Source organism: Enterococcus sp. DIV1314a (assembly GCF_051713805.1).
Classification (GTDB): domain Bacteria; phylum Bacillota; class Bacilli; order Lactobacillales; family Enterococcaceae; genus Enterococcus_I; species Enterococcus_I aquimarinus.
In genome coordinates, this window is record NZ_JBIOQP010000001.1 from 2,124,254 (window position 1) to 2,146,161 (window position 21,908).

20 protein-coding genes are annotated in these 21,908 nt (G+C 40.9%); 18 read left to right on the forward strand and 2 right to left on the reverse strand.

The annotated features are described in order from the left end of the window. The first annotated feature begins 3 nt into the window (after positions 1–3). Genes IGI68_RS10100 through pyrE form a run of 6 tightly spaced genes read left to right on the forward strand, consistent with a single transcriptional unit; the run spans position 4 to position 7,359 of the window. The gene (locus tag IGI68_RS10100) at positions 4–1,080 is read left to right on the forward strand and encodes a carbamoyl phosphate synthase small subunit (protein ID WP_438732592.1); all 1,077 of its coding nucleotides are present in this window, start codon (positions 4–6) and stop codon (positions 1,078–1,080) included. Then, positions 1,080–4,265, forward strand: coding sequence for a carbamoyl-phosphate synthase large subunit (gene carB, locus IGI68_RS10105; RefSeq protein WP_438732594.1), 3,186 nt, complete (start codon positions 1,080–1,082; stop codon positions 4,263–4,265). The genes IGI68_RS10100 and carB overlap by 1 nt, the downstream gene beginning before the upstream one ends. A 33-nt stretch (positions 4,266–4,298) precedes the next feature. Beyond that, the gene (locus tag IGI68_RS10110) at positions 4,299–5,081 is read left to right on the forward strand and encodes a dihydroorotate dehydrogenase electron transfer subunit (RefSeq protein WP_438732596.1); all 783 of its coding nucleotides are present in this window, start codon (positions 4,299–4,301) and stop codon (positions 5,079–5,081) included. Continuing rightward, a complete protein-coding gene (locus IGI68_RS10115; RefSeq protein ID WP_438732598.1) occupies positions 5,081–6,016 on the forward strand; it encodes a dihydroorotate dehydrogenase in 936 nt (311 codons plus the stop codon). Before IGI68_RS10110 ends, IGI68_RS10115 begins: the two co-directional genes overlap by 1 nt. Continuing rightward, positions 6,013–6,729, forward strand: coding sequence for an orotidine-5'-phosphate decarboxylase (pyrF, locus tag IGI68_RS10120; protein ID WP_438732600.1), 717 nt, complete (start codon positions 6,013–6,015; stop codon positions 6,727–6,729). Before IGI68_RS10115 ends, pyrF begins: the two co-directional genes overlap by 4 nt. Next, positions 6,730–7,359, forward strand: coding sequence for an orotate phosphoribosyltransferase (gene pyrE, locus IGI68_RS10125; RefSeq protein WP_071873821.1), 630 nt, complete (start codon positions 6,730–6,732; stop codon positions 7,357–7,359). A 232-nt stretch (positions 7,360–7,591) separates the two neighbouring features. Here pyrE and IGI68_RS10130 read toward each other — a convergent pair whose 3' ends face one another. Together IGI68_RS10130 and IGI68_RS10135 are read right to left on the reverse strand one after the other, a co-directional pair. Continuing rightward, positions 7,592–9,304, reverse strand: coding sequence for an NFACT RNA binding domain-containing protein (locus IGI68_RS10130; protein WP_438732602.1), 1,713 nt, complete (start codon positions 9,302–9,304; stop codon positions 7,592–7,594). A 92-nt stretch (positions 9,305–9,396) separates the two neighbouring features. Next, the gene (locus tag IGI68_RS10135) at positions 9,397–9,771 is read right to left on the reverse strand and encodes a DUF1622 domain-containing protein (protein ID WP_438732604.1); all 375 of its coding nucleotides are present in this window, start codon (positions 9,769–9,771) and stop codon (positions 9,397–9,399) included. A gap of 158 nt (positions 9,772–9,929) precedes the next feature. Between IGI68_RS10135 and IGI68_RS10140 the strand changes: the two genes are divergently transcribed. The 12 genes from IGI68_RS10140 (at position 9,930) to pheA (ending at position 21,860) form a co-directional block, all read left to right on the forward strand. Beyond that, positions 9,930–10,490 (forward strand): hypothetical protein, encoded by a 561-nt coding sequence (locus IGI68_RS10140; RefSeq protein WP_071873824.1) that lies wholly within the window; start codon positions 9,930–9,932, stop codon positions 10,488–10,490. Positions 10,491–10,822: 332 nt separating this feature from the next. Then, positions 10,823–11,839 (forward strand): tryptophan ABC transporter substrate-binding protein, encoded by a 1,017-nt coding sequence (gene trpX / locus IGI68_RS10145; protein ID WP_438732607.1) that lies wholly within the window; start codon positions 10,823–10,825, stop codon positions 11,837–11,839. Continuing rightward, positions 11,836–12,717 (forward strand): ABC transporter permease, encoded by an 882-nt coding sequence (locus IGI68_RS10150; RefSeq protein ID WP_071873826.1) that lies wholly within the window; start codon positions 11,836–11,838, stop codon positions 12,715–12,717. Before trpX ends, IGI68_RS10150 begins: the two co-directional genes overlap by 4 nt. A gap of 4 nt (positions 12,718–12,721) precedes the next feature. Next, complete coding sequence (locus tag IGI68_RS10155; protein ID WP_438732609.1) at positions 12,722–13,489, forward strand: ABC transporter ATP-binding protein; 768 nt, start codon at positions 12,722–12,724, stop codon at positions 13,487–13,489. A 352-nt stretch (positions 13,490–13,841) separates the two neighbouring features. Continuing rightward, positions 13,842–14,711 carry a shikimate dehydrogenase gene (gene aroE / locus IGI68_RS10160; protein WP_071873828.1) on the forward strand — a complete coding sequence of 290 codons (870 nt, stop codon included), beginning with the start codon at positions 13,842–13,844 and terminating at the stop codon, positions 14,709–14,711. 33 nt (positions 14,712–14,744) lie between these two features. Continuing rightward, a complete protein-coding gene (gene aroF / locus IGI68_RS10165; RefSeq protein ID WP_071873829.1) occupies positions 14,745–15,770 on the forward strand; it encodes a 3-deoxy-7-phosphoheptulonate synthase in 1,026 nt (341 codons plus the stop codon). A 21-nt stretch (positions 15,771–15,791) separates the two neighbouring features. After that, a complete protein-coding gene (gene aroB / locus IGI68_RS10170) occupies positions 15,792–16,847 on the forward strand; it encodes a 3-dehydroquinate synthase (protein WP_438732612.1) in 1,056 nt (351 codons plus the stop codon). Positions 16,848–16,866: 19 nt separating this feature from the next. Then, on the forward strand, positions 16,867–18,033 hold the full coding sequence (gene aroC, locus IGI68_RS10175; RefSeq protein WP_071873831.1) for a chorismate synthase: 1,167 nt from the start codon (positions 16,867–16,869) through the stop codon (positions 18,031–18,033). A gap of 34 nt (positions 18,034–18,067) precedes the next feature. Continuing rightward, positions 18,068–19,165 carry a prephenate dehydrogenase gene (locus IGI68_RS10180; RefSeq protein WP_438732614.1) on the forward strand — a complete coding sequence of 366 codons (1,098 nt, stop codon included), beginning with the start codon at positions 18,068–18,070 and terminating at the stop codon, positions 19,163–19,165. Between the two features lie 10 nt (positions 19,166–19,175). Further along, entirely contained in the window at positions 19,176–20,456 is a 1,281-nt protein-coding gene (gene aroA, locus IGI68_RS10185; protein WP_438732616.1) for a 3-phosphoshikimate 1-carboxyvinyltransferase, read from the forward strand. A gap of 51 nt (positions 20,457–20,507) precedes the next feature. Beyond that, a complete protein-coding gene (locus IGI68_RS10190; RefSeq protein WP_438732618.1) occupies positions 20,508–21,014 on the forward strand; it encodes a shikimate kinase in 507 nt (168 codons plus the stop codon). Beyond that, positions 21,015–21,860 (forward strand): prephenate dehydratase, encoded by an 846-nt coding sequence (pheA, locus tag IGI68_RS10195; RefSeq protein ID WP_438732620.1) that lies wholly within the window; start codon positions 21,015–21,017, stop codon positions 21,858–21,860. It begins immediately after the preceding gene. The last annotated feature ends 48 nt before the right edge of the window (positions 21,861–21,908 follow it).

Sequence of the window (21,908 nt, forward strand, 5' to 3'; positions counted from 1 at the left end):
TAGATGAAACGTTGGCTAATTTTAGAAGATGGTACGTATTTTGAAGGAGAAGGTTTTGGCGGAACAAGTAATGTTATTGGTGAAATTGTCTTTACCACTGGGATGACAGGTTATCAAGAAACAATTACAAGTCAAAGTACAAATGGACAAATCGTCACATTTACTTATCCATTGATTGGAAATTGTGGCATTAACCGTGATGACTTTGAGTCGCTTTCACCTACTTGTAAAGGAATTGTTGTCAAAGAACATGCACGCCTCGCAAGTAACTGGCGCAGTCAAATGACACTTGATGAGTTTTTAACACGTAAAGGGATTCCTGGGATTGCCGGGATTGATACACGCGCATTAACACGCAAAATTCGCGAAAAAGGCACGATGAAAGCAAGTATTGTCGATGCAGGTGATGAATTTCATCATGCGTATGATCAATTAAAAGCGGCAGTGCTTCCAACGAACCAAGTGGAACAAGTCTCAACCGTTAAACCTTATCCTTGTCCTGGAATAGGTCATAATGTTGTGATTCTTGATTTAGGATTAAAACACAGTACGATGCAAGAATTAGTCAAACGAGAATGTAATCTAACGGTCTTACCGTTTAATGCGACAGCAGAAGAAATCTTAGAATTAAGTCCAGATGGTGTCTTGCTGACAAATGGACCGGGCAATCCTAAAAGCTTGCCGACCGTGGTCGAGATGGTGAAAGAAATCCAAGGAAAAGTACCACTATTTGGCATTGCGCTCGGACATCAAATTTTTGCGCTAGCCAATGGTGCCGATACATATAAAATGACATTTGGCCATCACGGAAATCATCCAGTTCGTCAATTAGAGACTGGAAAAGTTCACTTCAGTTCGCAAGGTCATGGCTTTGCAGTCGAAAAAGCTAGTCTAGACCCTGATCAATTAACCGTTACCTATTTAGAAATCAATGATCAATCAATCGAAGGATTAAAACACAACAAATATCCAGCTTTCAGCGTTCAATTTCAGCCGGATGCATCACCTGGAACACACGATGCCTTATACGTATTTGATGAATTTATCGCAATGATGGATACATGGAAGGAGCACAATTAATGCCAAGACGTACAGATATTAAGAAGATTATGGTGATCGGCTCAGGTCCTATTATTATTGGGCAAGCAGCAGAGTTTGACTACGCAGGGACCCAAGCTTGTCTAGCACTGCGAGAAGAAGGATATGAAGTTGTATTAGTCAATTCCAATCCAGCAACCATCATGACGGATAAAGAAGTAGCCGATAAAGTCTACATCGAACCGATTACGTTCGAGTTCGTTGCGCGAATTTTACGCAAAGAACAACCCGATGCACTTTTACCTACTTTGGGTGGTCAAACAGGCTTGAATATGGCGATGGAATTAGCACAATCGGGTATTTTAAAAGAATTAAATATTGAGTTACTTGGCACAAAGCTTTCTGCCATTGATCAAGCGGAAGATCGCGATTTGTTTAAACAATTAATGGAAGAATTGAACCAACCAATTCCAGAATCAGTAATTGTCACAACCGTTGAAGAAGCGGTTGATTTTGCTAATAAAATTGGCTATCCCATCATCGTTCGCCCGGCGTTTACAATGGGCGGAACGGGAGGCGGGATGTGCGATAATGAAGCAGAATTACGTCATATCGCTGAAAACGGCCTAAAGCTATCCCCTGCAACGCAATGTTTAATTGAACGCAGCATCGCAGGTTATAAAGAAATTGAATACGAAGTGATGCGAGATTCAGCCGACAATGCGATTGTCGTTTGCAATATGGAAAATTTTGATCCAGTCGGGATTCATACGGGTGATTCGATCGTTTTTGCACCAAGTCAAACCTTAACGGATGTTGAGCACCAAATGCTTCGCGACGCATCGTTGATGATTATTCGGGCCCTTGGTATTGAAGGAGGATGTAACGTTCAATTAGCGTTAGATACAGATAGTTTTAACTACTATGTCATTGAAGTTAACCCTCGTGTTTCTCGTTCATCCGCTTTAGCAAGTAAAGCAACAGGGTTCCCAATTGCCAAATTAGCCGCAAAAATCGCTGTAGGATTGACGCTTGATGAAATGATTAATCCCGTCACAGGGACGTCTTTTGCCGAATTTGAACCAACGATTGATTATGTGGTTTCTAAGATTCCACGTTGGCCATTTGATAAATTTGAAAGTGGTGAACGCTTGCTTGGAACACAAATGAAAGCAACTGGTGAAGTGATGGCGATGGGACGTAACATTGAAGAATCCCTCTTAAAAGCGGTTCGTTCATTAGAGATTGGTACGTACCATTTGGAAATGGCTGAACTAAGTCAAGTAACCGATCAAATATTACTTGAAAAAGTCGTCAAAGCCCAAGATGATCGGTTGTTTTACTTGGTTGAAGCCTTACGACGTGGATTTAGTCTGGATGCCCTCTATGAGATGACGAAGATTGATCGTTTATTCTTAGATAAAATCTTACATATCGTTGAAATAGAGCAGACATTGACGGACAATGCTCAAAATCTGACAACGTTAAAAATGGCGAAACAACACGGCTTCACCGATCGTAAAATTGCCGAATTATGGGGAATGACAGAAAAAGAAGTCCGTGACTTGCGTTTAAGTCATAACTTACAACCCGTTTATAAAATGGTTGATACGTGTGCGGCGCAATTTGAATCCAATACACCTTATTTTTATAGCACTTATGAGTTTGAAAATGAAAGTCAAAAAAGTGAGCGTCCATCGATTTTAGTCTTAGGCTCAGGTCCAATCCGGATTGGACAAGGGGTAGAATTTGATTACGCGACGGTTCACTCTGTTAAAGCGATCCAAGCAGCCGGCTATGAAGCAATTATTATGAATAGTAATCCAGAAACGGTCTCGACAGACTTTTCCATTTCGGATAAATTGTATTTTGAGCCGTTGACCTTAGAAGATGTGTTAAATGTGATTGATTTAGAACAACCGCTTGGCGTTATCGTACAATTTGGAGGTCAAACTGCTATTAACTTAGCAGAACCACTTGCTCAAAATGGTGTTACGATTTTAGGCACAACCATTGCGGATTTAGATCGTGCAGAAAATCGTCATTTATTTGAAAAAGCGCTACAAGAATTAAGTATTCCACAACCCATGGGGGATACGGCAACTAGTATCCCAGAAGCCGTGGCAATTGCCGATAAAATTGGGTATCCGGTCTTAGTTCGCCCAAGTTATGTCCTAGGCGGCCGTGGCATGGAAATTGTCGAGAATCAAAATGATTTGCAAGATTATATGAAGTCTGCTGTTAAAGCTTCGCCAGAACATCCTGTTTTAATTGATCGTTATTTACTTGGTAAAGAATGTGAAGTCGATGCGATTTGTGATGGTGAAACAGTGCTTATCCCTGGAATTATGGAACATATTGAACGGGCTGGTGTTCACTCCGGTGACTCGATGGCTGTTTATCCACCACAAAATTTATCAAAAAAAATTATTGAAACAATCGAAGACTATACCAAACGTCTAGCTCTTGGGTTAAACTGTATAGGGATGATGAATATTCAATTTGTTATTTATGAAGAACAAGTATATGTGATTGAAGTCAATCCTCGTGCAAGTCGAACAGTGCCGTTTCTAAGTAAAGTGACCGGTATCCCGATGTCACAAGTGGCGACAAAAGCGATTTTAGGTGAAAAACTAGTAGATTTAGGGTATCAAACAGGCTTATATCCGACTTCTGATTTGGTCCACATTAAAGCGCCGGTCTTCTCCTTCACAAAACTATTGAAGGTCGATACGTACTTAGGCCCTGAAATGAAGTCAACGGGTGAAGTGATGGGGACGGATCATAATCTTGAAAAGGCACTTTATAAAGCTTTTGAAGCTTCAGGCTTAATCATTCCAGAATTTGGCTCCGTTTTATTTACGATTGCCGATGAAACGAAAGAAGAGGCACTTGCCTTGGCAAAACGTTTTTCTGAAATTGGCTTTACGTTAACTGCAACGAGTGGCACGGCCTCATTTTTAGCCCAACATGGCTTACGCGTACGCAGTGTCGCCAAAATTACAGAAGACATTCAAAAAGAAACGGTTGTCGATATGATTCGTCACGGCCGTACTCAAGTAGTAATAAACACAATGGATAAAAATCGACAAGATGCTTCAAAAGACGGTTTTATTATTCGTCGAGAAGCGGTCGAGCACGGAGTCCCATTATTTACGTCGCTAGATACGGCTGATGCGATCTTAAAAGTAATGGAATCACGCGCATTTTCAGTCAATGCGATTTAAAAAGAGAGTCAGTTGAAAGGAGATTATTATCTCATGAACAAAATAGAGATGATGGAAATTACATCACAACGCATGCTTGCACCACGAATCTATGAACTAACGCTAAAAGGTGAAATGGTTCAACAAATGGATGAACCCGGTCAATTTTTAAATCTGTTAGTTCCACGAGCGGATTTGTTATTGCGTCGCCCGATTAGTATTAATCATATCAATAAAGCAGAGGGGACTTGTCGGATTATTTATCGTGTAGAAGGCGATGGCACGGCCGCTTTTGCACAGATGCAGGCAGGCGAGAAATTGAATGTGATGGGCCCTTTAGGTAAGGGATTTTCTTACTCTCAGTTGAATACAGGCGATGTTGCTTATATTATCGGTGGAGGAATTGGGATTCCTCCTTTATATGAGCTATCCAAACAACTAGTAGCAAATGGCATCAAACCGATTCATTTCTTAGGGTATGCTTCAAACGAAGTGAAATACTATGAAGAAGAGTTTCGGGCACTTGGCGAAACGCACATCGCAACCGATGACGGTAGCTACGGGGTTCATGGGCATGTTGGTTATTTATTTGAACATGCTTCTGCGCCGGCAGATGCTGTATTTTCTTGCGGTAGTAATGGGTTGTTACGTGCAGTGGAAAACGAATTTTTAGGGAAAGTAGAACATGTTCAACTTTCGTTAGAAGCACGAATGGCTTGTGGAATGGGCGCTTGCTATGCTTGCGTCAATAAACTAAGAGACGATGAAACAGGGTTAAAAAGCGTCAAGGTCTGTGATGAAGGTCCTGTCTTCCCTGCTGGAAAGGTGGTTTTATAATGAGTGTTAATCCTTTAGCTGTCTCATTACCAGGTTTAGACCTTAAAAACCCAATCATTCCAGCAAGTGGATGCTTTGGTTTTGGGAAAGAATTTAACAAATTTTATGATATTAGCCAATTAGGTTCTGTTATGATCAAAGCAACAACACCGGAAGCTCGATTTGGAAATCCAACGCCACGAGTGGCTGAAACGCCAAGCGGCATGTTAAATGCGATTGGACTACAAAATCCTGGTCTTGAAGTCGTAATGACAGAGATTTTACCTGATCTTCGTCGCAATCATCCTGACTTGCCAATTATTGCCAATGTTGCAGGATCAACGCAAGACGATTATGTCACAGTCTGCCGTGAAATTAGTCAGGCGCCAAACGTCAAAGCGATTGAATTAAATATTTCGTGTCCGAACGTAAAGCATGGTGGGATTACCTTCGGGACGGACCCGCTCGTAGCCGGGAAATTGACAGAAGCCGTTAAGAAAGTCTCGCAAGTACCGGTATACGTGAAATTATCACCGAATGTAACGGATATTATTCCGATTGCGCAAGCGATTGAAGCCGGTGGCGCGGATGGCTTTACCATGATTAATACGTTACTGGGAATGCGCATTGATTTAAAAACGCGCAAACCGATTCTTGCCAATCAAACGGGCGGGCTATCCGGACCAGCAATTAAACCGGTGGCAATTCGCTTGATCCACCAAGTAGCCGGTGTGTCAAACTTACCAATTATTGGCATGGGTGGCATTATGACTGTCGATGACGTCCTTGAGATGTACATGGCCGGCGCAAGTGCAGTCGGAATTGGCACGATTAATTTTACCGATCCCTATATTTGTCCGAAGTTAATCGACCAATTACCTGGTCGCATGAAAGAATTAGGGATTGAATCATTAGAACAACTGATTAAAGATGTGAGGGAGGCTCGTCGCGGATGATTGATCGACCAATAATTGCCTTAGATTTTCCTTCAAGAAAAGAAATTGAAGTCTTTTTAGAAAAGTTCCCCAAAGAAGAAAAACTTTTCGTGAAAGTCGGAATGGAAATCTTTTATCAAGAAGGACCAGAAATTGTTCGCTGGCTTAAAGAATTAGGGCACGATATTTTCTTAGACTTAAAATTACATGATATTCCAAATACCGTGAGTCGCGCGATGGAACGAATCGCCCAATTAGGCGTGGCAATTACCAACGTTCACGCAGCCGGTGGTATCGAAATGATGGAAGCTGCCAAAGCGGGATTAGTCAAGGGAACACCGAAAGGCGAAAAAACACCGCAGTTAATTGCCGTTACCCAACTAACGTCAACTTCCCAAGAACAAATGCAACATGATCAATTGCTTGCGGTAACGCTAGAAGAATCGGTGTTACATTACGCTCAGTGTACCGAAAAAGCAGGATTAGCTGGAGTGGTTTGTTCTGCACTTGAGGCAAAGAACATCCATCAAGCGACGTCCGATACCTTTATGTGTCTCACGCCCGGGATTCGTCCAAGTGGTGCTGAAGTCGGCGATCAAAAGCGGGTGGTCACACCCGCACTAGCTAAAGAAATCGGCTCAAACGCGATTGTGGTAGGACGACCGATTACACAGGCATCTCAGCCATATGAAACCTATTTGGCAATCAAAAATGAATGGAATGGAGCAGTTTAAATGACATTAGCAAAAAAAATTGCGAAAGATTTACTAGAAATTGAGGCAGTTTTCTTAAATCCCGAAAATCCTTTTACGTGGGCAAGTGGCTTAAAAAGCCCTATCTATTGCGATAATCGTATGACAATGAGTTATCCAGCCGTTCGTCGTGCGATTGCGAATGGTTTAGCAGAAAAAATTAAAGCAGAATTTCCCGAAGTAGAAGTCATTGCAGGGACAGCAACAGCAGGCATTCCGCACGCTGCGTGGATTGCGGAAATTTTAGATTTACCGATGGTTTATATCAGAAGCAAAGCCAAAGACCATGGAAAAGGCAATCAAATTGAAGGCCGTATTACAGAAGGGCAAAAAATGGTGGTTGTGGAAGATTTAATTTCAACCGGCGGTAGTGTACTAGAAGCTTGTGAAGCAGCAACTCGTGAAGGAGCAGATGTCGTGGGTGTCGCTGCAATCTTTACCTATGAATTACCAAAAGGATTAGAAAACTTTAAAGCTGCAGAAATGCCTTTAATCACCTTAACCAACTACACGACTTTATTGGAAAGTGCGCTAGAAGCTAACTATATCGAAGAAAAAGATTTAGCCTTACTCGCAAATTGGAAAAAAGATCCGGTGAACTGGTTAAATTAACCATTAATCTGTTTGAAATCCACAAAAAAGAAAGAGCTATGACAGCTAATCTGTCGCAGCTCTTTCTTTTTTAGGCTGTATAACTTTTAGTGTTGAGGACTAAAATTCGTATTATTCCTCAACGTTTTTTCGGATAGATTATCTTTTTGATGATAGACTCATCGCTTAAGCATTTTCTTTTATCATTTCTTTCATTATTTGGGGAAGAGCCCTTTTTTATTAGAGATCATGACTATTTTTGTGGAGGAGTTTTCATTTGTTCCACTCGCGCCTCTTCAGGCGTGATAAAAAAGGTTTTTTGATTATCATAAATGACGTAACCCGGTTTTGCACCACGCGGTTTTCGGACGTGTCGAACTTGAACGATATCGACCGGAACTTGCGCGGAATGACGGTATTTTGAATAATAAGCAGCTAGTTCAGCCGCTTCAATCATCGTTTCTTCGCTTGGATCGGTACTACGAATGATGACGTGCGATCCTGGAATATCTTTTGCATGCAACCAAAATTCATTCTTATTGGCTGTTTTCAAAGTCAGTTGATCATTTTGTAAATTATTTCTTCCTACTAAAATTTCCGTACCGTCAGAAGCATAAAAAAGCGCCGGTTTGGCTTTTTGCGTGCTTCTTTTTTGTTTGACAGAAGAGCGTTTGAGGTAACCTTCCATAATTAACTCTTCTTTAATCAACTCGACATCCATAGGCCCAGCAATTTCTAATTGTGAAAGGACACTATGCAAATAATCGATTTCTGCTTGGGTTTCCTTTAATTGTTCGCCGACAACTTTGACGGCATTGCGTAATTTTTGATACCGTTGGAAATATTTTTGCGCATTTTGATTAGGAGTCAATGCCGGATCGAGTTGGATTTCCATTAAACGGTCTTCTTCATAGTAATTTGGCAATTTGACGAGCTTTTCTCCACGTGGGACTTCATGTAAAAAAGTCGTGAGCAGTTCTCCTTTTTGCCGGAGCAACTCTGCTTTTTCCGCTTCGATGAGCGTTGCTTCGCGTTTGCCCCGTTTTCCTTCATTGCGTTTAATCTCATTCGTAATTTTCTTAATGAGTTGTCCACCTTGCTGTTTAACACGATCACGTTCAGCTTTTTCGTGATAAAAAGCATCCAGCAGTTCACTTAATGAGTTAAAGTGCGAGACTGTTGTAGTGTCGTCCACAAGAGACGGATAGAGAAAGGGAATAAAATATTCCTTTTTTTCCGTTTGAAGCATAGTGGGTTGAATTTGTTCGAACGCTTTTAAAAACGCTTGCCAAACGGGTAATTTTTCATTAGGATTCGCATTTAAGCGACTCGCCAATTCTATCGCGGTATCGCGGCCAAAACCTTGAAACGATTGTTGAATCGTACTTGGAGTGAGTGTTGTCAGTAACGACAGTTGTTCGAAGGCTTGTTTATCCGTAATTTGAAAAGGATTTAAGCCATTGGGTTTTGGGGGATCGGTGTACATGGCGCCTGGTAAAATCGAGCGATAGGAGTTTTGCGAACTCCCAATATGTTTAACCGAATCGAGAATTTTTCCGCTCTCACGATTTAATAATAAAATGGTACTATGGCGACCCATTAACTCCACGACAAGCACTAAATCTTCTAAGTCACCTAATTCATTCCGGTGACTAAAAGAAAAGTGAATGATTCGATCATTTTCAACTTGTTCAATCTCTTGGAGCAAGGCACCATCTAAATGTTTACGAAGCATCATCACAAAGTTTGGCGGCGTGTCAGGATTTTGATACGTCATATTTGTTAAGTGGATTCGTGCATAACTGGGATGAGCAGATAACAATAATTTATGGTTTTTCCCTAAAGAACGAATCACTAAAACGAGTTCATTGGGATAGGGTTGGTGAATTTTACTAATTCGTCCACCCGTTAACTTCTCGCGTAATTCTTGAATCATTACGTGCGTAAATACACCATCAAAAGACATTCATAACCCTCCTTATTTTCGAGGTTTCATAAAAAATGGGAAGTAGAAATGCTAAACCGCTACTTCTAATTCCCATGGAATCCTCGCATTTTTCATTTTTTTAATTCTTCTTGTTCTTTTTTCGCATCCATCATTTCTTTATGTAGGAAATAAGCCATCACGGTACGGATAACGACCATCGACGCTAAAATAATTAAATCTTGGATCGATGGATTAATAATCGATTCTACAATATCTGCTGCAATTAAAATTTCTAAACTTAGTAAAATATAACTCCCTAAAAAACTACGGATACCTGTAATATTGTAGCTGGAATCAACACGAGTTGGATGCCGCAATTCGGTTTGGAAAAAATCTTTAATCGCTAAGACGATTCCCCACATTAAGACTAAAATACATAAGATATACAAAAGGAAGACAATCGTTTCAAAAAGTGGTAGTACTAGATGCATCATTTGTTGCTTCATTTTTTCACTCCTTTGCGAATTCACTCTGAATAGCCGGCTTAATTATAACAAATTCTATCGAATATGACTAGCAACGGTTCAGTCCGGTCATCCATCTTGACGATTGGGGAGCGGATTGTTACTATTAGTTTATTAATCATGTGAGAGGTTGTTAGTTTATGAAGGTATTCAATAATTGGTTGGAGACACTCAAGCAAATTGTTCGAGACAATCCGAAAAAAAAAGCCATTAGTCTGATCATTAGCAGTGTCGTGATAGGAATCCTTTTTTTCTTGGTTTCGTATAGTCGCACCGCTATTAGACAAAACCAAATCGAAGCACTCATTTATCCGCAAATTTTATCTGACAAACTTGTTCCTCTACCTTATGATCAAGAATCGGAAAAAATCAAAAAAACCGATGCTATTTCGGTATTATTTGTCAAACCCTCCAATCCAGATTTCCAGGAAATCTTGCGCATTTTCGAAAAACAAGACAGTGAATTAAACCGCTCGATTTATTTTTATCCACTTGTCTATCAAGCAGGGCGTATGAGCGAAAAATATCAACTAAACGTTGAGGAGGCCACATTTATCTTTTTTGAAGGTGGTATTGAAAAAAATCGCTTTACCTATCAGTCGATTGACACACCTGAAAAAAACATCATTCCAGAGCTTAATCGCTTGCCGATGTGGAATATGAAAGTACTTGAAACAACGGAAGAAGAAAATAAAGAATAAAAAAGATTGACATAAGCCGCTGACTGCGGTAATCTATCTTCAATTACAAACAAAGGACAGAAGGAGGACACATCATGCCAGCAATATCTAGCAAAAATATTCCGTTATCATGGCAAAATTGGCGTAGATAAGTTGTATTGATGGACTCATTCTCCATAGATACAACTTTTTAGAGTACTTTTCTAAACAGTGTATCTATGTCGGTATCGTAAAGATTATTTTCCCGCATAGACGAAAGACTATGCGGTTTTTTGTTGTTTTAGCAACAGCCGTACAAAGATACGACTGTTGCTTTTTTATTTTTAAATCATAGACGGAAAAGGGGAACTAAGATGAAAAACAAAGGGTTGATTTTCACCGTAGTAGCATTATTCTTAAGTATAACAATTGGGTTTTTCTATGAACAACGCGCACAAAAACCAGCAACGAATCCAAATGAAGCAGTTCAATATACGGTTGGGTTATTACAATTTGTCAGCCATCCTGCTCTAGATGAGATTACAAGAGGGGTGAAAGAAGGATTACAAGAACGCGGTTTAATCGAAGGGGAGAATTTAACATTACTCTTTCAAAATGGTCAAGCGGATCAAAGTAAGTTAACCACAATGAGTCAACAATTAATAAATCAAGGATCACAGGTCTTGATTGGCATCGCAACGCCGGCGGTTCAAGCATTAGCCAATGAAACAACAGAAATCCCGGTCATTTTGGGTGCGGTAACGGATCCCGTTGGTGCAGGATTAATTGCAGATATGGAAAATCCTGATGGGAATTTGACCGGTGTTTCCGATAAAGCGCCTGTCTTGGAACAATTAACGGTTGCCAAAAAATTACTACCTCAGGCAAAGACTGTCGGTATATTGTATTCTTCTGGGGAGGACAATTCGATTTATCAAGTGGAAGAAGCCAAGCAAGCGGCCGAAGGATTAGGACTCTCAGTGGAAACATTTGCCGTGCCTTCCGCGACGGAAATTCGCCAAATCGTTCAAGTCATGGCCAGTCAGGTTGATTTTATTTATATTCCATTAGATAATACAATCGCAAATGCGATGCCTGCGGTAGTGACTGAGGCGAACAAAACAAAAACACCGATTATTCCTTCCGTTGATACAATGGTCCAAGAAGGTGGATTAGCAACGGTTGGGATCAATCAATTTCAAATTGGGTATCAAACAGGACTGATGGCAGCAAGTATTTTAAAAGGGGAAAAAGAAACGGCAACGACTCCTGTCTATACTTTTGATGAAGGGGATTTAATCATTAATGAAACACAAGCAGCTTTACTCGGAATTGAAATTCCGGCAGCATTAAAAGAAACAGCAACGTTAATTGGAGGCGAAGAAGAATGATTTTTTCATCAATTGGACAAGGGTTAATATGGGGGATTCTAGGATTAGGAATCTTTATGACTTACCGGATTTTAAATTTCCCTGATATGACAGCAGAAGGGTCATTCCCACTGGGAGGTGCGGTCTGTGTTGCGGCAATTGTGGCCGGTATTCATCCCATCGTAGCAACGATTTTGGCTGTTTTTGCGGGGATGCTAGCCGGACTAGTGACCGGGCTGCTTTACACAAAAGGCAAAATTCCTGTGATATTGGCGGGGATCTTAGTCATGTCTTCATTGAATGCCGTCATGCTCTATGTCATGAAACGACCGAATTTATCTTTATTAAACCAACCGAAATTACTTGATTTCTTTCAAGATATCGGGATTTCGCAAAATTTCGATCGAATTTTTCTTGGTCTCATCGCTTCAGGCATCATTATTAGTGGACTCTATTTTTTCTTTAATACAGAATTTGGACAAGCGTATATTGCGACAGGAGATAATGAAACGATGGCACGGTCTTTAGGCATTGCAACGGATCGGATGAAAATTGTCGGACTCGTCTTATCAAATGGTGTCATTGCGCTCAGTGGTTCATTAATTGCCCAAAGCGATGGCTATGCGGACGTCAACAAAGGCGTAGGAGTCATTGTGATTGGTCTTGCATCGATTATTATAGGCGAAGTGCTATACGGAGAATTGACGTTCTTAGAGCGTTTAATTGCTATTGTCGTCGGAAGTATTATTTACCAATTACTCATCTTACTGGTCATTCGACTCGGCTTTGATACGACATACTTAAAACTGTTTTCTGCAATTATTCTAGCGATCTGTTTGTTAATTCCACAAATCAAAACAACATTACGACTAAAAACCGGTCTGGAAAAGGAGGCGTAAACAAATGGCAGTTTTAGAAATGAAGAATGCCGTAAAAACCATTCAGAATGGGCCAAAAGAACAAAAAGTGTTATTAAACAAGGTCAATTTAACGGTTCAGCCCGGCGACTTTATCACAATTCTAGGTGGCAATGGTGCTGGAAAAAGTACTTTGTTTAATAGTATTTCAGGAAATGTCGCCCTGACTAGTGGACAACTAATCATGAATGGGCATGATATCACGAACTTTTCCGAGGAAAATCGGGCTCGTCACATCGCTCGTGTGTTTCAAGATCCCAAAATGGGGACCGCACCACGAATGACGGTAGCGGAAAATTTATTACTCGCGCAATCACGTGGCGAAAAAAGAGGTTTTCGCTTACGCCAATTAAAGCAACAAAAAGACGCTTTCTATGAGTTGTGTCGTGTCGTTGGAAATGGCTTAGAAAATCACTTAGATACCCCTACTGGAAATTTATCGGGTGGACAAAGACAAGCCTTGAGTTTATTAATGGCGACGATGAAAACGCCAGATCTACTGTTACTAGATGAACATACTGCCGCGCTTGATCCAAAGACAGCGAAGCAATTAATGGAAATTACTAATCAGCGTATACTAGAACAAAAACTGACATGTTTAATGATCACCCATCGAATGGAAGATGCATTAAAATATGGGAATCGGTTAATTTTGCTGCAAAAAGGGGAAATTGTAAAAGATTTAAATCAAGCGGAAAAAGAAGCACTGACCTTACCAGATTTACTTTCTTTTTTTGATGAAATCATTTTTTAAAAAATAATGAAAATAATCTTGACATTTTCTCATCAAAATCATATACTAAGTTCATCTTAGTCAATTAGGAGCGAATAACGATGATGAAAAACACACAAATACAATCGAATAATTACTACTTTAGCTATTTTAGATAGGTTTGTATTCATCACGTTATGGGTACAAACAACGCGTTTGTATCTATAGATGGCTAATGGAATTTGTAATGGAAACCAAGCCCCTGTAGATCATGAAACATCTACGGTGGCTTTTTATATTTTTCTAGCTTTTTTGGAGGAATAATAAGATGTTCACTGTAGACTAACCATTTACAGGAACATCTTTTTTTATTGAAAGAAAAAGGAGGAATGTCATGGAAACATCGTTTGAAATCAGCGGAAACACAAGGTTAGCAGGCTTTTTTGGTCATCCAGCAAAGCATAGCATTTCTCCTAAGATGCATAATTTAGCTTTTGCGATGTGCCAAATCGATGCTCGCTATCTAGCCTTTGATGTTTTACCCGAGCATCTTGAAACAAGTGTCCAAGCGATTCGGAGTCTTCACTTATTGGGGGTTAATATCTCAATGCCGCATAAACAACACGTCATTTCTTATCTTGATGGGTTGTCGGAATCGGCGCAACTAATCGGAGCCGTCAACACCATTGTCAATGACGAAGGTCGCTTAATTGGTCACAACACAGATGGTATTGGGTTTATGAGGAGTCTCTCAGAAATCAAGGTCGATGTGCTAGGAAAAGAGATCACGGTTCTAGGTGCTGGCGGGGCTTCGACCGCAATTATTTGTCAAGCAGCGTTAGACGGAGTAAAAAAAATCAACGTCATCAGTCGCCTAGGGAATAATTTTGAGAAAATGACTGCTAAAGCTCAAAATATGCGTCAGAACCTCCCGTGCGAAATCGTGATGATTGAAGCAAGTCAACAGCGACTCATCAAAGACGCCTGTCAATCAAGTTGTCTATTAGTTAATGCCACAAATGTTGGGATGGGTGATTTAGAGCATGAGATTCCGTTCATCGACCCACAATGGCTCAGAAAAGAATTAGCGGTATATGATATCATTTATCACCCTGCGCAAACACCACTCTTAAAAAAAGCCAAGGAGACGGGTGCTGTAACGGCCAATGGCTTAGGGATGCTCTTTCATCAAGGAGCTGCTGCGTTTGAACTTTGGACAAAGCAAGAAATGCCCGCTCAAATTATGAATGACATTCAAAAATAACTTAATTAAAACTCAGAAAGTAGGAAAAAGAATATGATCGTGATTATGAAACCAGGTGCAACAAACCAACAAATTGAAACAGTTGTCAAAAGAATTAAAGAAAGTGGCTTAGATTTTCAATTGAATACCGGAAGCGAACAAGTCGTGATTGGACTATTGGGCGATACCCGCTCGATTCAAGACATTGCTTTTCGTAGTTACGAAGGTGTCGATAAAACCGTTAGAATTAGTAACACATACAAGTTAACGTCACGTGAATTTCATCCCGATGATACCATCGTTGATGTGGATGGTGTCAAAATTGGGGATGGTAGTTTTGTGACAATGGCGGGTCCTTGTTCCGTTGAAGGACTAGACCAAATTCGCGAATCGGCTCGCATGGCAAAAGCTGGTGGGGCGAAGATTTTACGAGGTGGCGCGTTCAAGCCAAGAACGTCACCCTACGCTTTCCAAGGACTAGAAGAAGAAGGCTTAAAAATCATGCGCCAAGCTGCGGATGAATTTGGCTTAAAAGTCATCACAGAATTAATGGACGAAGCGCATGTGGATGTTGTCGCTGAGTACTCCGATATTATTCAAATTGGCGCACGAAACATGCAAAACTTCAAATTACTTGCAACGGTTGGAAAAACCGGCAAACCGGTTGGGTTAAAACGAGGGATTTCAGGCACGATTGATGAATGGTTAAATGCAGCAGAATACGTTGCCTTTGCAGAGAAAAGCCCAGTCATTTTCATCGAACGTGGGATTCGGACATATGAAACAGCGACACGTAATACATTTGATTTAAGTGCGGTGCCAATTATCAAAAAATTAAGTCATTTCCCAATTATCGTGGATCCAAGTCATGGAACAGGTGTATGGGATCTCGTTACACCAATGGCGCGCGCGGGTGTGGCAGCAGGTGCAGATGGAATGATCGTTGAAATTCATCCAGATCCAGCAAATGCTTGGTCAGATGGGCCACAATCTCTAAACGAGAAGAACTACTTGAATATGATGAAAGAAGTCAATGTTTTAGTAAAAGCGATGGAAGAAATTAAAGCTATCCAAAAATAAGACGAAAGGACGATCGCCCCGATGCAAATTCAACTAACGAATCATTCATATGATATTTTAATTCAAAAAGGCGCATTGAAAGAACTCGCTTCTTGGGTAACCTCCGTTTGGCAACCGCAACGTATCGCGATCATTACCGATAGCAATGTTGCGCCCCTTTACGCAGAAACTGCTCAGCAACAACTGATTGCGGCAGGATTCCCCACTCATTTATTTGTGGTTCCCGCTGGTGAAGCGAGTAAATCATTGGAACAAGCAGGGAAATTATACGAACAATTAGCAGAAGCTGGATTTACCAGAAGCGATGGTATCTTGGCACTTGGCGGTGGTGTCATTGGAGATTTAGTTGGTTTCGTGGCTTCCACTTATATGCGTGGCTTACATTTTTTACAAATTCCAACGACCTTACTCGCACAAGTCGATTCAAGTATTGGTGGTAAAACGGCCGTTAATACTAAAAGCGCTAAGAACTTGGTTGGAACATTCTCGCAACCAGATGGCGTGTTAATTGATCCTGAGGTGTTACATACGTTAGATAATCGCCGACTACGAGAAGGCATCGCCGAAATTATTAAAGCGGGTGCGATTGCCGACAAAGAATTATGGGCGAAATTAGCCAATCTCACAGATGAGTTTGACCTACGCGACAAAGCCGAAGAGATTATTCCTTTAGCGCTTCATGTCAAAAAAGTGGTCGTCGAAGAAGATGAGTTTGATAACGGGAGTCGTCTCTTACTGAATTTTGGTCACACAATCGGACACGGAATTGAAAATACCGCTGGTTACGGCGTGGTTAGTCATGGCGAAGCGGTGGCACTCGGCATGGTCATGATGACGCGTCACGCGGAAGAAACTGGTTTAACTCCAAAAGGCGTGACGAAAGAAATAAGTGACATGTTAGAAAAGTTCCATTTACCGATTGACTATGAAACGCTGGATGCCACTCGCATTTATCAAGCCATCACGCATGATAAAAAAGCGCGAGGTAATCAAATCAAGATTATTTTGTTAGAAGAAATTGGACAAGCCAAAATTGTGGCGATTCCAATCGAAGAAATGCGCCATTATATCGGTTAATTTAAAAGGGGGAAATAAAATGCGTTATATTACAGCAGGAGAATCACACGGACCAGAACTAACGACAATTATTGAAGGAGTACCCGCTGGTTTACCACTGACAGCGGAAGATATTAATCAAGAGTTGGCTCGTCGTCAAACCGGTTATGGCCGCGGTGGACGGATGTTAATTGAAAAAGACCAAGTTAGAATTACTTCTGGTATTCGTCATGGAAAAACACTAGGCTCACCGATTACGTTGGTTGTTGAAAATAAAGACTGGAAAAACTGGACAAAGGTTATGAGTATTGAAGACGTTGAAGAAAAAGATCGCGCACTGCGCCAAGTAGTCCGTCCTCGTCCAGGACATGCCGATTTAGTTGGTGGGATGAAATACAATCATCGTGATTTGCGGAATGTCTTAGAGCGTTCTTCGGCTCGCGAAACGACCATGCGTGTAGCGGTCGGTGCGGTCGCAAAAAAACTCTTATCTGAATTAGACATTGATGTCGCCGGTCATGTGACGATGCTTGGTGGGATTAAAGCGACGGTTCCAGACGGCTTGACGGTCAGAGAAATTCATGAACAAGCAGAAGCCTCACCCGTGCGTGTCTTAGATCCAACGGTGGAAGAAGAAATCAAGGCATTGATTGACCAAACAAAACGCAAAGGTGACACAATCGGTGGTGTGGTAGAAGTGCTAGTTGGTGGTGTTCCAGCGGGCTTAGGCAGCTATGTTCAATGGGATAAGAAATTAGATGGGAAATTAGCCCAAGCGATGGTCAGCATCAATGCGTTTAAAGGCGTTGAATTTGGTGTTGGTTTTGAAGCCGGTGTTTTACCAGGCTCACAAATTATGGATGAAATTTTATGGGACGAGACCACTGGGTACACCCGTCGAAGCAATAATTTAGGTGGGTTTGAAGGCGGCATGACCAATGGCGAAGTGTTAGTTGTCCGTGGTGTAATGAAACCAATCCCAACGCTTTATAAACCATTACAAAGTGTGGATATTAGTACAAAAGAAGTCTACAAAGCAAGTATCGAACGTTCTGATAGTACGGCTGTTCCTGCAGCATGTGTGGTGGCAGAAAGTGTTGTCGCAACCGTGATTGCAAATGAAATTCTCGAAAAATTCTCTAGTGATCACTTTGTTGAATTAAAACAAAGCATGACACAATACCGCGATTACTTAAAAAACTACTAATAGGACGAAACAAGTGAAGAAAGAGGAGGACCAAATGACACAATCAGTATTAATTGTCGGTTTAGGGCTTATTGGCTCCTCGCTGGCAAGCTGTATCAAAGCTTCCCATCCTCAAACGATTCTCTACGGGTGGGATTTGCACGAACAAACCAAACAAACGGCTTTAGACAATCAGGTGGTTGATATCATCTTACCAACATTTGAAGACAATGCCGCCTGTGCGGAGATTATTTTGTTAGCTGTTCCTGTCAAAACCTCTTTGCTTTATTTAGAACAGTTGAGTCAACTTTCCTTGCAGCAAAATGTGCTAGTCACCGATGTTGGTAGCACTAAGATGGAAATTATGACGTTTGCCAAAGATCAACCGTATGATTTTATTGGTGGTCATCCGATGGCCGGTTCACATAAATCAGGCATTCAAGCAAGAGACCGTAATTTATTTGAAAAAGCTTACTACATCTTGACTCCTGGCGATAACCCACGGCTTCAAGAACGCGTCAGTGAACTGGAAGTGTTACTCGTTGGGACACGTGCCAAATTTTTAACGATGACAGCTCAAGAGCATGATCAAATTACGGGTAGCTTAAGCCATTTTCCGCACGTTGTTGCCGCATTACTGGTGAATCAAGCCCAACAGCTAAACGAAAGCCATCCACGATCAAAACAGTTGGCAGCCGGTGGATTTCGCGATATTACGCGCATTGCGTCATCAGATCCTAAAATGTGGACGGATATTTTATTAAGTAACCGCCCTATCTTGATGTCGTTAATCCGGCAATGGCAGACCGAAATGGATGATATCTATCAGTGGTTGGAAGAAGCGCAAGGTGAAGCTATTTTTGACTTCTTTGAACGAGCACGCGAGACAAGAGAACAATTGCCAATCCATCAAAAAGGAACCATTCCTGCTTTTTATGATGTCTTTATCGATATCCCTGATTCTCCAGGAATTATTGGTGAAATTACGTCATTACTGGGGATGGCGGCATTATCGCTTATCAATCTACGCATTTTAGAAACACGCGAAGAAATTTTTGGCGTTTTACAATTAAGTTTTAAAAATGAAGCGGATCAACAGATTGGGCAACAACTTATCAAAGAAAACACACCCTATCATTGTTGGATCAAATAGGAGGCTATTCATGAAATTATTCACAGCAAGTGCACTAAACGGTACCATCCAAATTCCAGCTGATAAATCGATTTCACATCGAAGTATCATGTTTGGCTCAATCGCCAAAGGGAAAACAACGATTAAAAACTTCCTTCGTGGGGAAGATTGTTTCAGTACGCTACATGCCTTTCAAGCATTGGGTGTTGACATTGAGGATGACGGGGAAGTTATTACTGTTCACGGAAAAGGCCTTGAAGCACTTAAAGCACCACGCAAGCCCTTAGATGTCGGCAACTCAGGTACGACCATTCGTTTAATGATGGGTATGCTAAATACATGTCCTTTTGAAACGATTTTAACGGGCGATGACTCGTTAAACGCACGTCCCATGAATCGCGTGATGTTACCATTAAGAGAGATGGGTGCTACTATTTTTGGCGACAATCAAACGCAATTCCCTCCCATTACAGTACAAGGTTCTGCAACACTAAAACCAATCACGTATGAAATGCCTGTGGCGAGTGCTCAAGTCAAATCCGCAATTTTATTTGCTGCACTGCAAACAGAGGGGATGACAACCGTCATTGAAAAAGAACCTTCTCGCAATCATACAGAAGAAATGATTCGTCAATTTGGTGGCGAAATCAACGTAAATGATAAAACGATTCAAGTAACGGGACCACAAGAACTAATCGGGCAAGACGTGACTGTTCCAGGCGATATTTCTTCGGCAGCCTTTTTCTTAGTAGCAGGTGCGACTGTTCCAAACAGTGAAATTTTGTTAACGAATGTGGGAATCAATCCGACAAGAACAGGAATTCTAACGGTTTTAGAAGAAATGGGCGCAAAAGTGACCATGCAAAATATCGATCCGATTAACGACGCGGCTGATCTGCTTGTTCAAACGTCTGAACTGCATGGGATAACGATTGAAGGGGCGATTATTCCAACGCTCATTGATGAAATCCCGGTGATTGCACTCTTAGCAACGCAAGCCCATGGCACGACCATTATTAAAGATGCAGAAGAATTAAAAGTAAAAGAAACAAATCGTATTGATGCGACTTGTCGCGAATTGCAAAAATTAGGCGCAAACATCGAGGCGACTAAAGACGGCTTGATTATTCACGGTCCGACCCCGTTACATGGTGGTTCGGTAACAAGTTATGGTGACCATCGGATGGGGATGATGTTACAAATAGCGGCTCTTTTGACGGATGAAGAAGTTGTGTTAGAAAATCCTGAAGCGATCGCGATTTCGTATCCAACATTTTTTGAAGATGTTGTCAAACTAAGGAATCATTCATAATAAACAGAACGAATGTTCGCGTTTAAGAAAAAAGAGCAAGGGAGATGTATTATGACACAAATTGTCTTAATCGGATTTATGGGTGCAGGCAAAACAGCGATTGGCAAGTCCTTAGCACAAAAACTACAAATCCCTTTTCTTGATACCGATCAATTGATTGAAAAAACAGTCAATTTAAGCATCCCACAGATTTTTGACGAAAAAGGCGAATCCTTTTTTCGTCAGCAAGAAAAGGAAGTTTTAAGTACAATCAAAGACCAATCGGCCGTGATTTCAACAGGTGGAGGGATTGTTCTCAGTCAAGAATCGCAAGCGTTGTTAGCAACGTTTGCGAATGTTGTTTTTTTAGACGTTGATATTGATACGCTCGTTGAGAGAATCAAAAGCGATGCGAACAATATCCGACCGCTATTTTTAACGCATACGCCCGAAGCCTTTCAACAAATCTACACTGATCGCTTGCCGCTATATCAAAAAGCCAGCACATTGATTGTTACGAATCGTGGAAAAAGTATTGAAGAGCTCACAAATGAAATTATCTTAAAAGTAGGTGTTTAAGTGAAAGTTGGTTATTTAGGTCCTAAAAACTCGTTTACCCATCAGGCAGCTAAAAGTTGTTTTCCCGAAAATCAATTAACGTCGTATCAAACAATTGCTGCGTGTATTCATAGTGTCTATCAAGAGGAAATCACTTATGGGGTCATTCCGATTGAAAACTCGCTAGAAGGATCGGTCAATGACAGTATTGATCGTTTATTTCATTTAGGGGATTTGGTTGTCTTAGGTGAAATCGTCTTGCCGATTAAGCAACAGTTACTCGTTGCGAACCAAACGACCCAAATTGAGAAGATTTTATCGCATCCACAAGCACTGGCACAATCGCAGCAGTTTTTATACGAGCACTATCCAACTGTGCCAATCGAAGCCGTTTCTTCCACGACGTATGCTGCTGAATTTATAGCACAGCATCCAGATTTAGGCCTAGCTGCGATTGCTTCTAAAAAAGCAGCGACTGAATATGGATTGAACATTTTGTCTGCGGATATTCAAGATAATTTATTTAATCAAACACGTTTTTGGATTATTAGCCGGAAAAATCAATTGTTACCATTGGCATTAGGGCATTTGAAGAAAGCTACATTGTTCATTACGTTAGCCAATAACCAAGCCGGCTCTTTACATAAAATTCTTGAATGTTTTGCAAAACGAGCCATCGACTTATCAAAAATTGAGTCTCGCCCCCTTAAAACAAGTTTAGGGGAATATTTTTTTGTATTAGACCTATTGTATGACGATAATGAGGCCTTAATTTTAGAAGCAATCGAAGCGGTCGAAACGATCGGCGGTAGTGTGAATTATTTAGGCCTTTATCCTTTAAAAACCGTTCTTGAAGAAGAGTTATAATGGTCACCTTAATCTGATCGTTATTTTTTTAACAAATCATTAATATTT

Bases quoted from the DNA above. Each gene is read 5' to 3' on its own strand.
- IGI68_RS10100 (WP_438732592.1), top strand. From the start codon at position 4: ATGAAACGTTGGCTAATTTTAGAAGATGGTACGTATTTTGAAGGAGAA.
- IGI68_RS10190 (WP_438732618.1), top strand. From the start codon at position 20,508: ATGACACAAATTGTCTTAATCGGATTTATGGGTGCAGGCAAAACAGCG.
- pyrF (WP_438732600.1), top strand. From the start codon at position 6,013: ATGATTGATCGACCAATAATTGCCTTAGATTTTCCTTCAAGAAAAGAA.
- carB (WP_438732594.1), top strand. From the start codon at position 1,080: ATGCCAAGACGTACAGATATTAAGAAGATTATGGTGATCGGCTCAGGT.
- IGI68_RS10110 (WP_438732596.1), top strand. From the start codon at position 4,299: ATGAACAAAATAGAGATGATGGAAATTACATCACAACGCATGCTTGCA.
- IGI68_RS10135 (WP_438732604.1), bottom strand. From the start codon at position 9,771: ATGAAGCAACAAATGATGCATCTAGTACTACCACTTTTTGAAACGATT.
- aroE (WP_071873828.1), top strand. From the start codon at position 13,842: ATGGAAACATCGTTTGAAATCAGCGGAAACACAAGGTTAGCAGGCTTT.
- IGI68_RS10115 (WP_438732598.1), top strand. From the start codon at position 5,081: ATGAGTGTTAATCCTTTAGCTGTCTCATTACCAGGTTTAGACCTTAAA.
- trpX (WP_438732607.1), top strand. From the start codon at position 10,823: ATGAAAAACAAAGGGTTGATTTTCACCGTAGTAGCATTATTCTTAAGT.
- IGI68_RS10150 (WP_071873826.1), top strand. From the start codon at position 11,836: ATGATTTTTTCATCAATTGGACAAGGGTTAATATGGGGGATTCTAGGA.
- IGI68_RS10180 (WP_438732614.1), top strand. From the start codon at position 18,068: ATGACACAATCAGTATTAATTGTCGGTTTAGGGCTTATTGGCTCCTCG.
- aroB (WP_438732612.1), top strand. From the start codon at position 15,792: ATGCAAATTCAACTAACGAATCATTCATATGATATTTTAATTCAAAAA.
- IGI68_RS10130 (WP_438732602.1), bottom strand. From the start codon at position 9,304: ATGTCTTTTGATGGTGTATTTACGCACGTAATGATTCAAGAATTACGC.
- aroA (WP_438732616.1), top strand. From the start codon at position 19,176: ATGAAATTATTCACAGCAAGTGCACTAAACGGTACCATCCAAATTCCA.
- pyrE (WP_071873821.1), top strand. From the start codon at position 6,730: ATGACATTAGCAAAAAAAATTGCGAAAGATTTACTAGAAATTGAGGCA.
- IGI68_RS10140 (WP_071873824.1), top strand. From the start codon at position 9,930: ATGAAGGTATTCAATAATTGGTTGGAGACACTCAAGCAAATTGTTCGA.
- aroF (WP_071873829.1), top strand. From the start codon at position 14,745: ATGATCGTGATTATGAAACCAGGTGCAACAAACCAACAAATTGAAACA.
- aroC (WP_071873831.1), top strand. From the start codon at position 16,867: ATGCGTTATATTACAGCAGGAGAATCACACGGACCAGAACTAACGACA.
- IGI68_RS10155 (WP_438732609.1), top strand. From the start codon at position 12,722: ATGGCAGTTTTAGAAATGAAGAATGCCGTAAAAACCATTCAGAATGGG.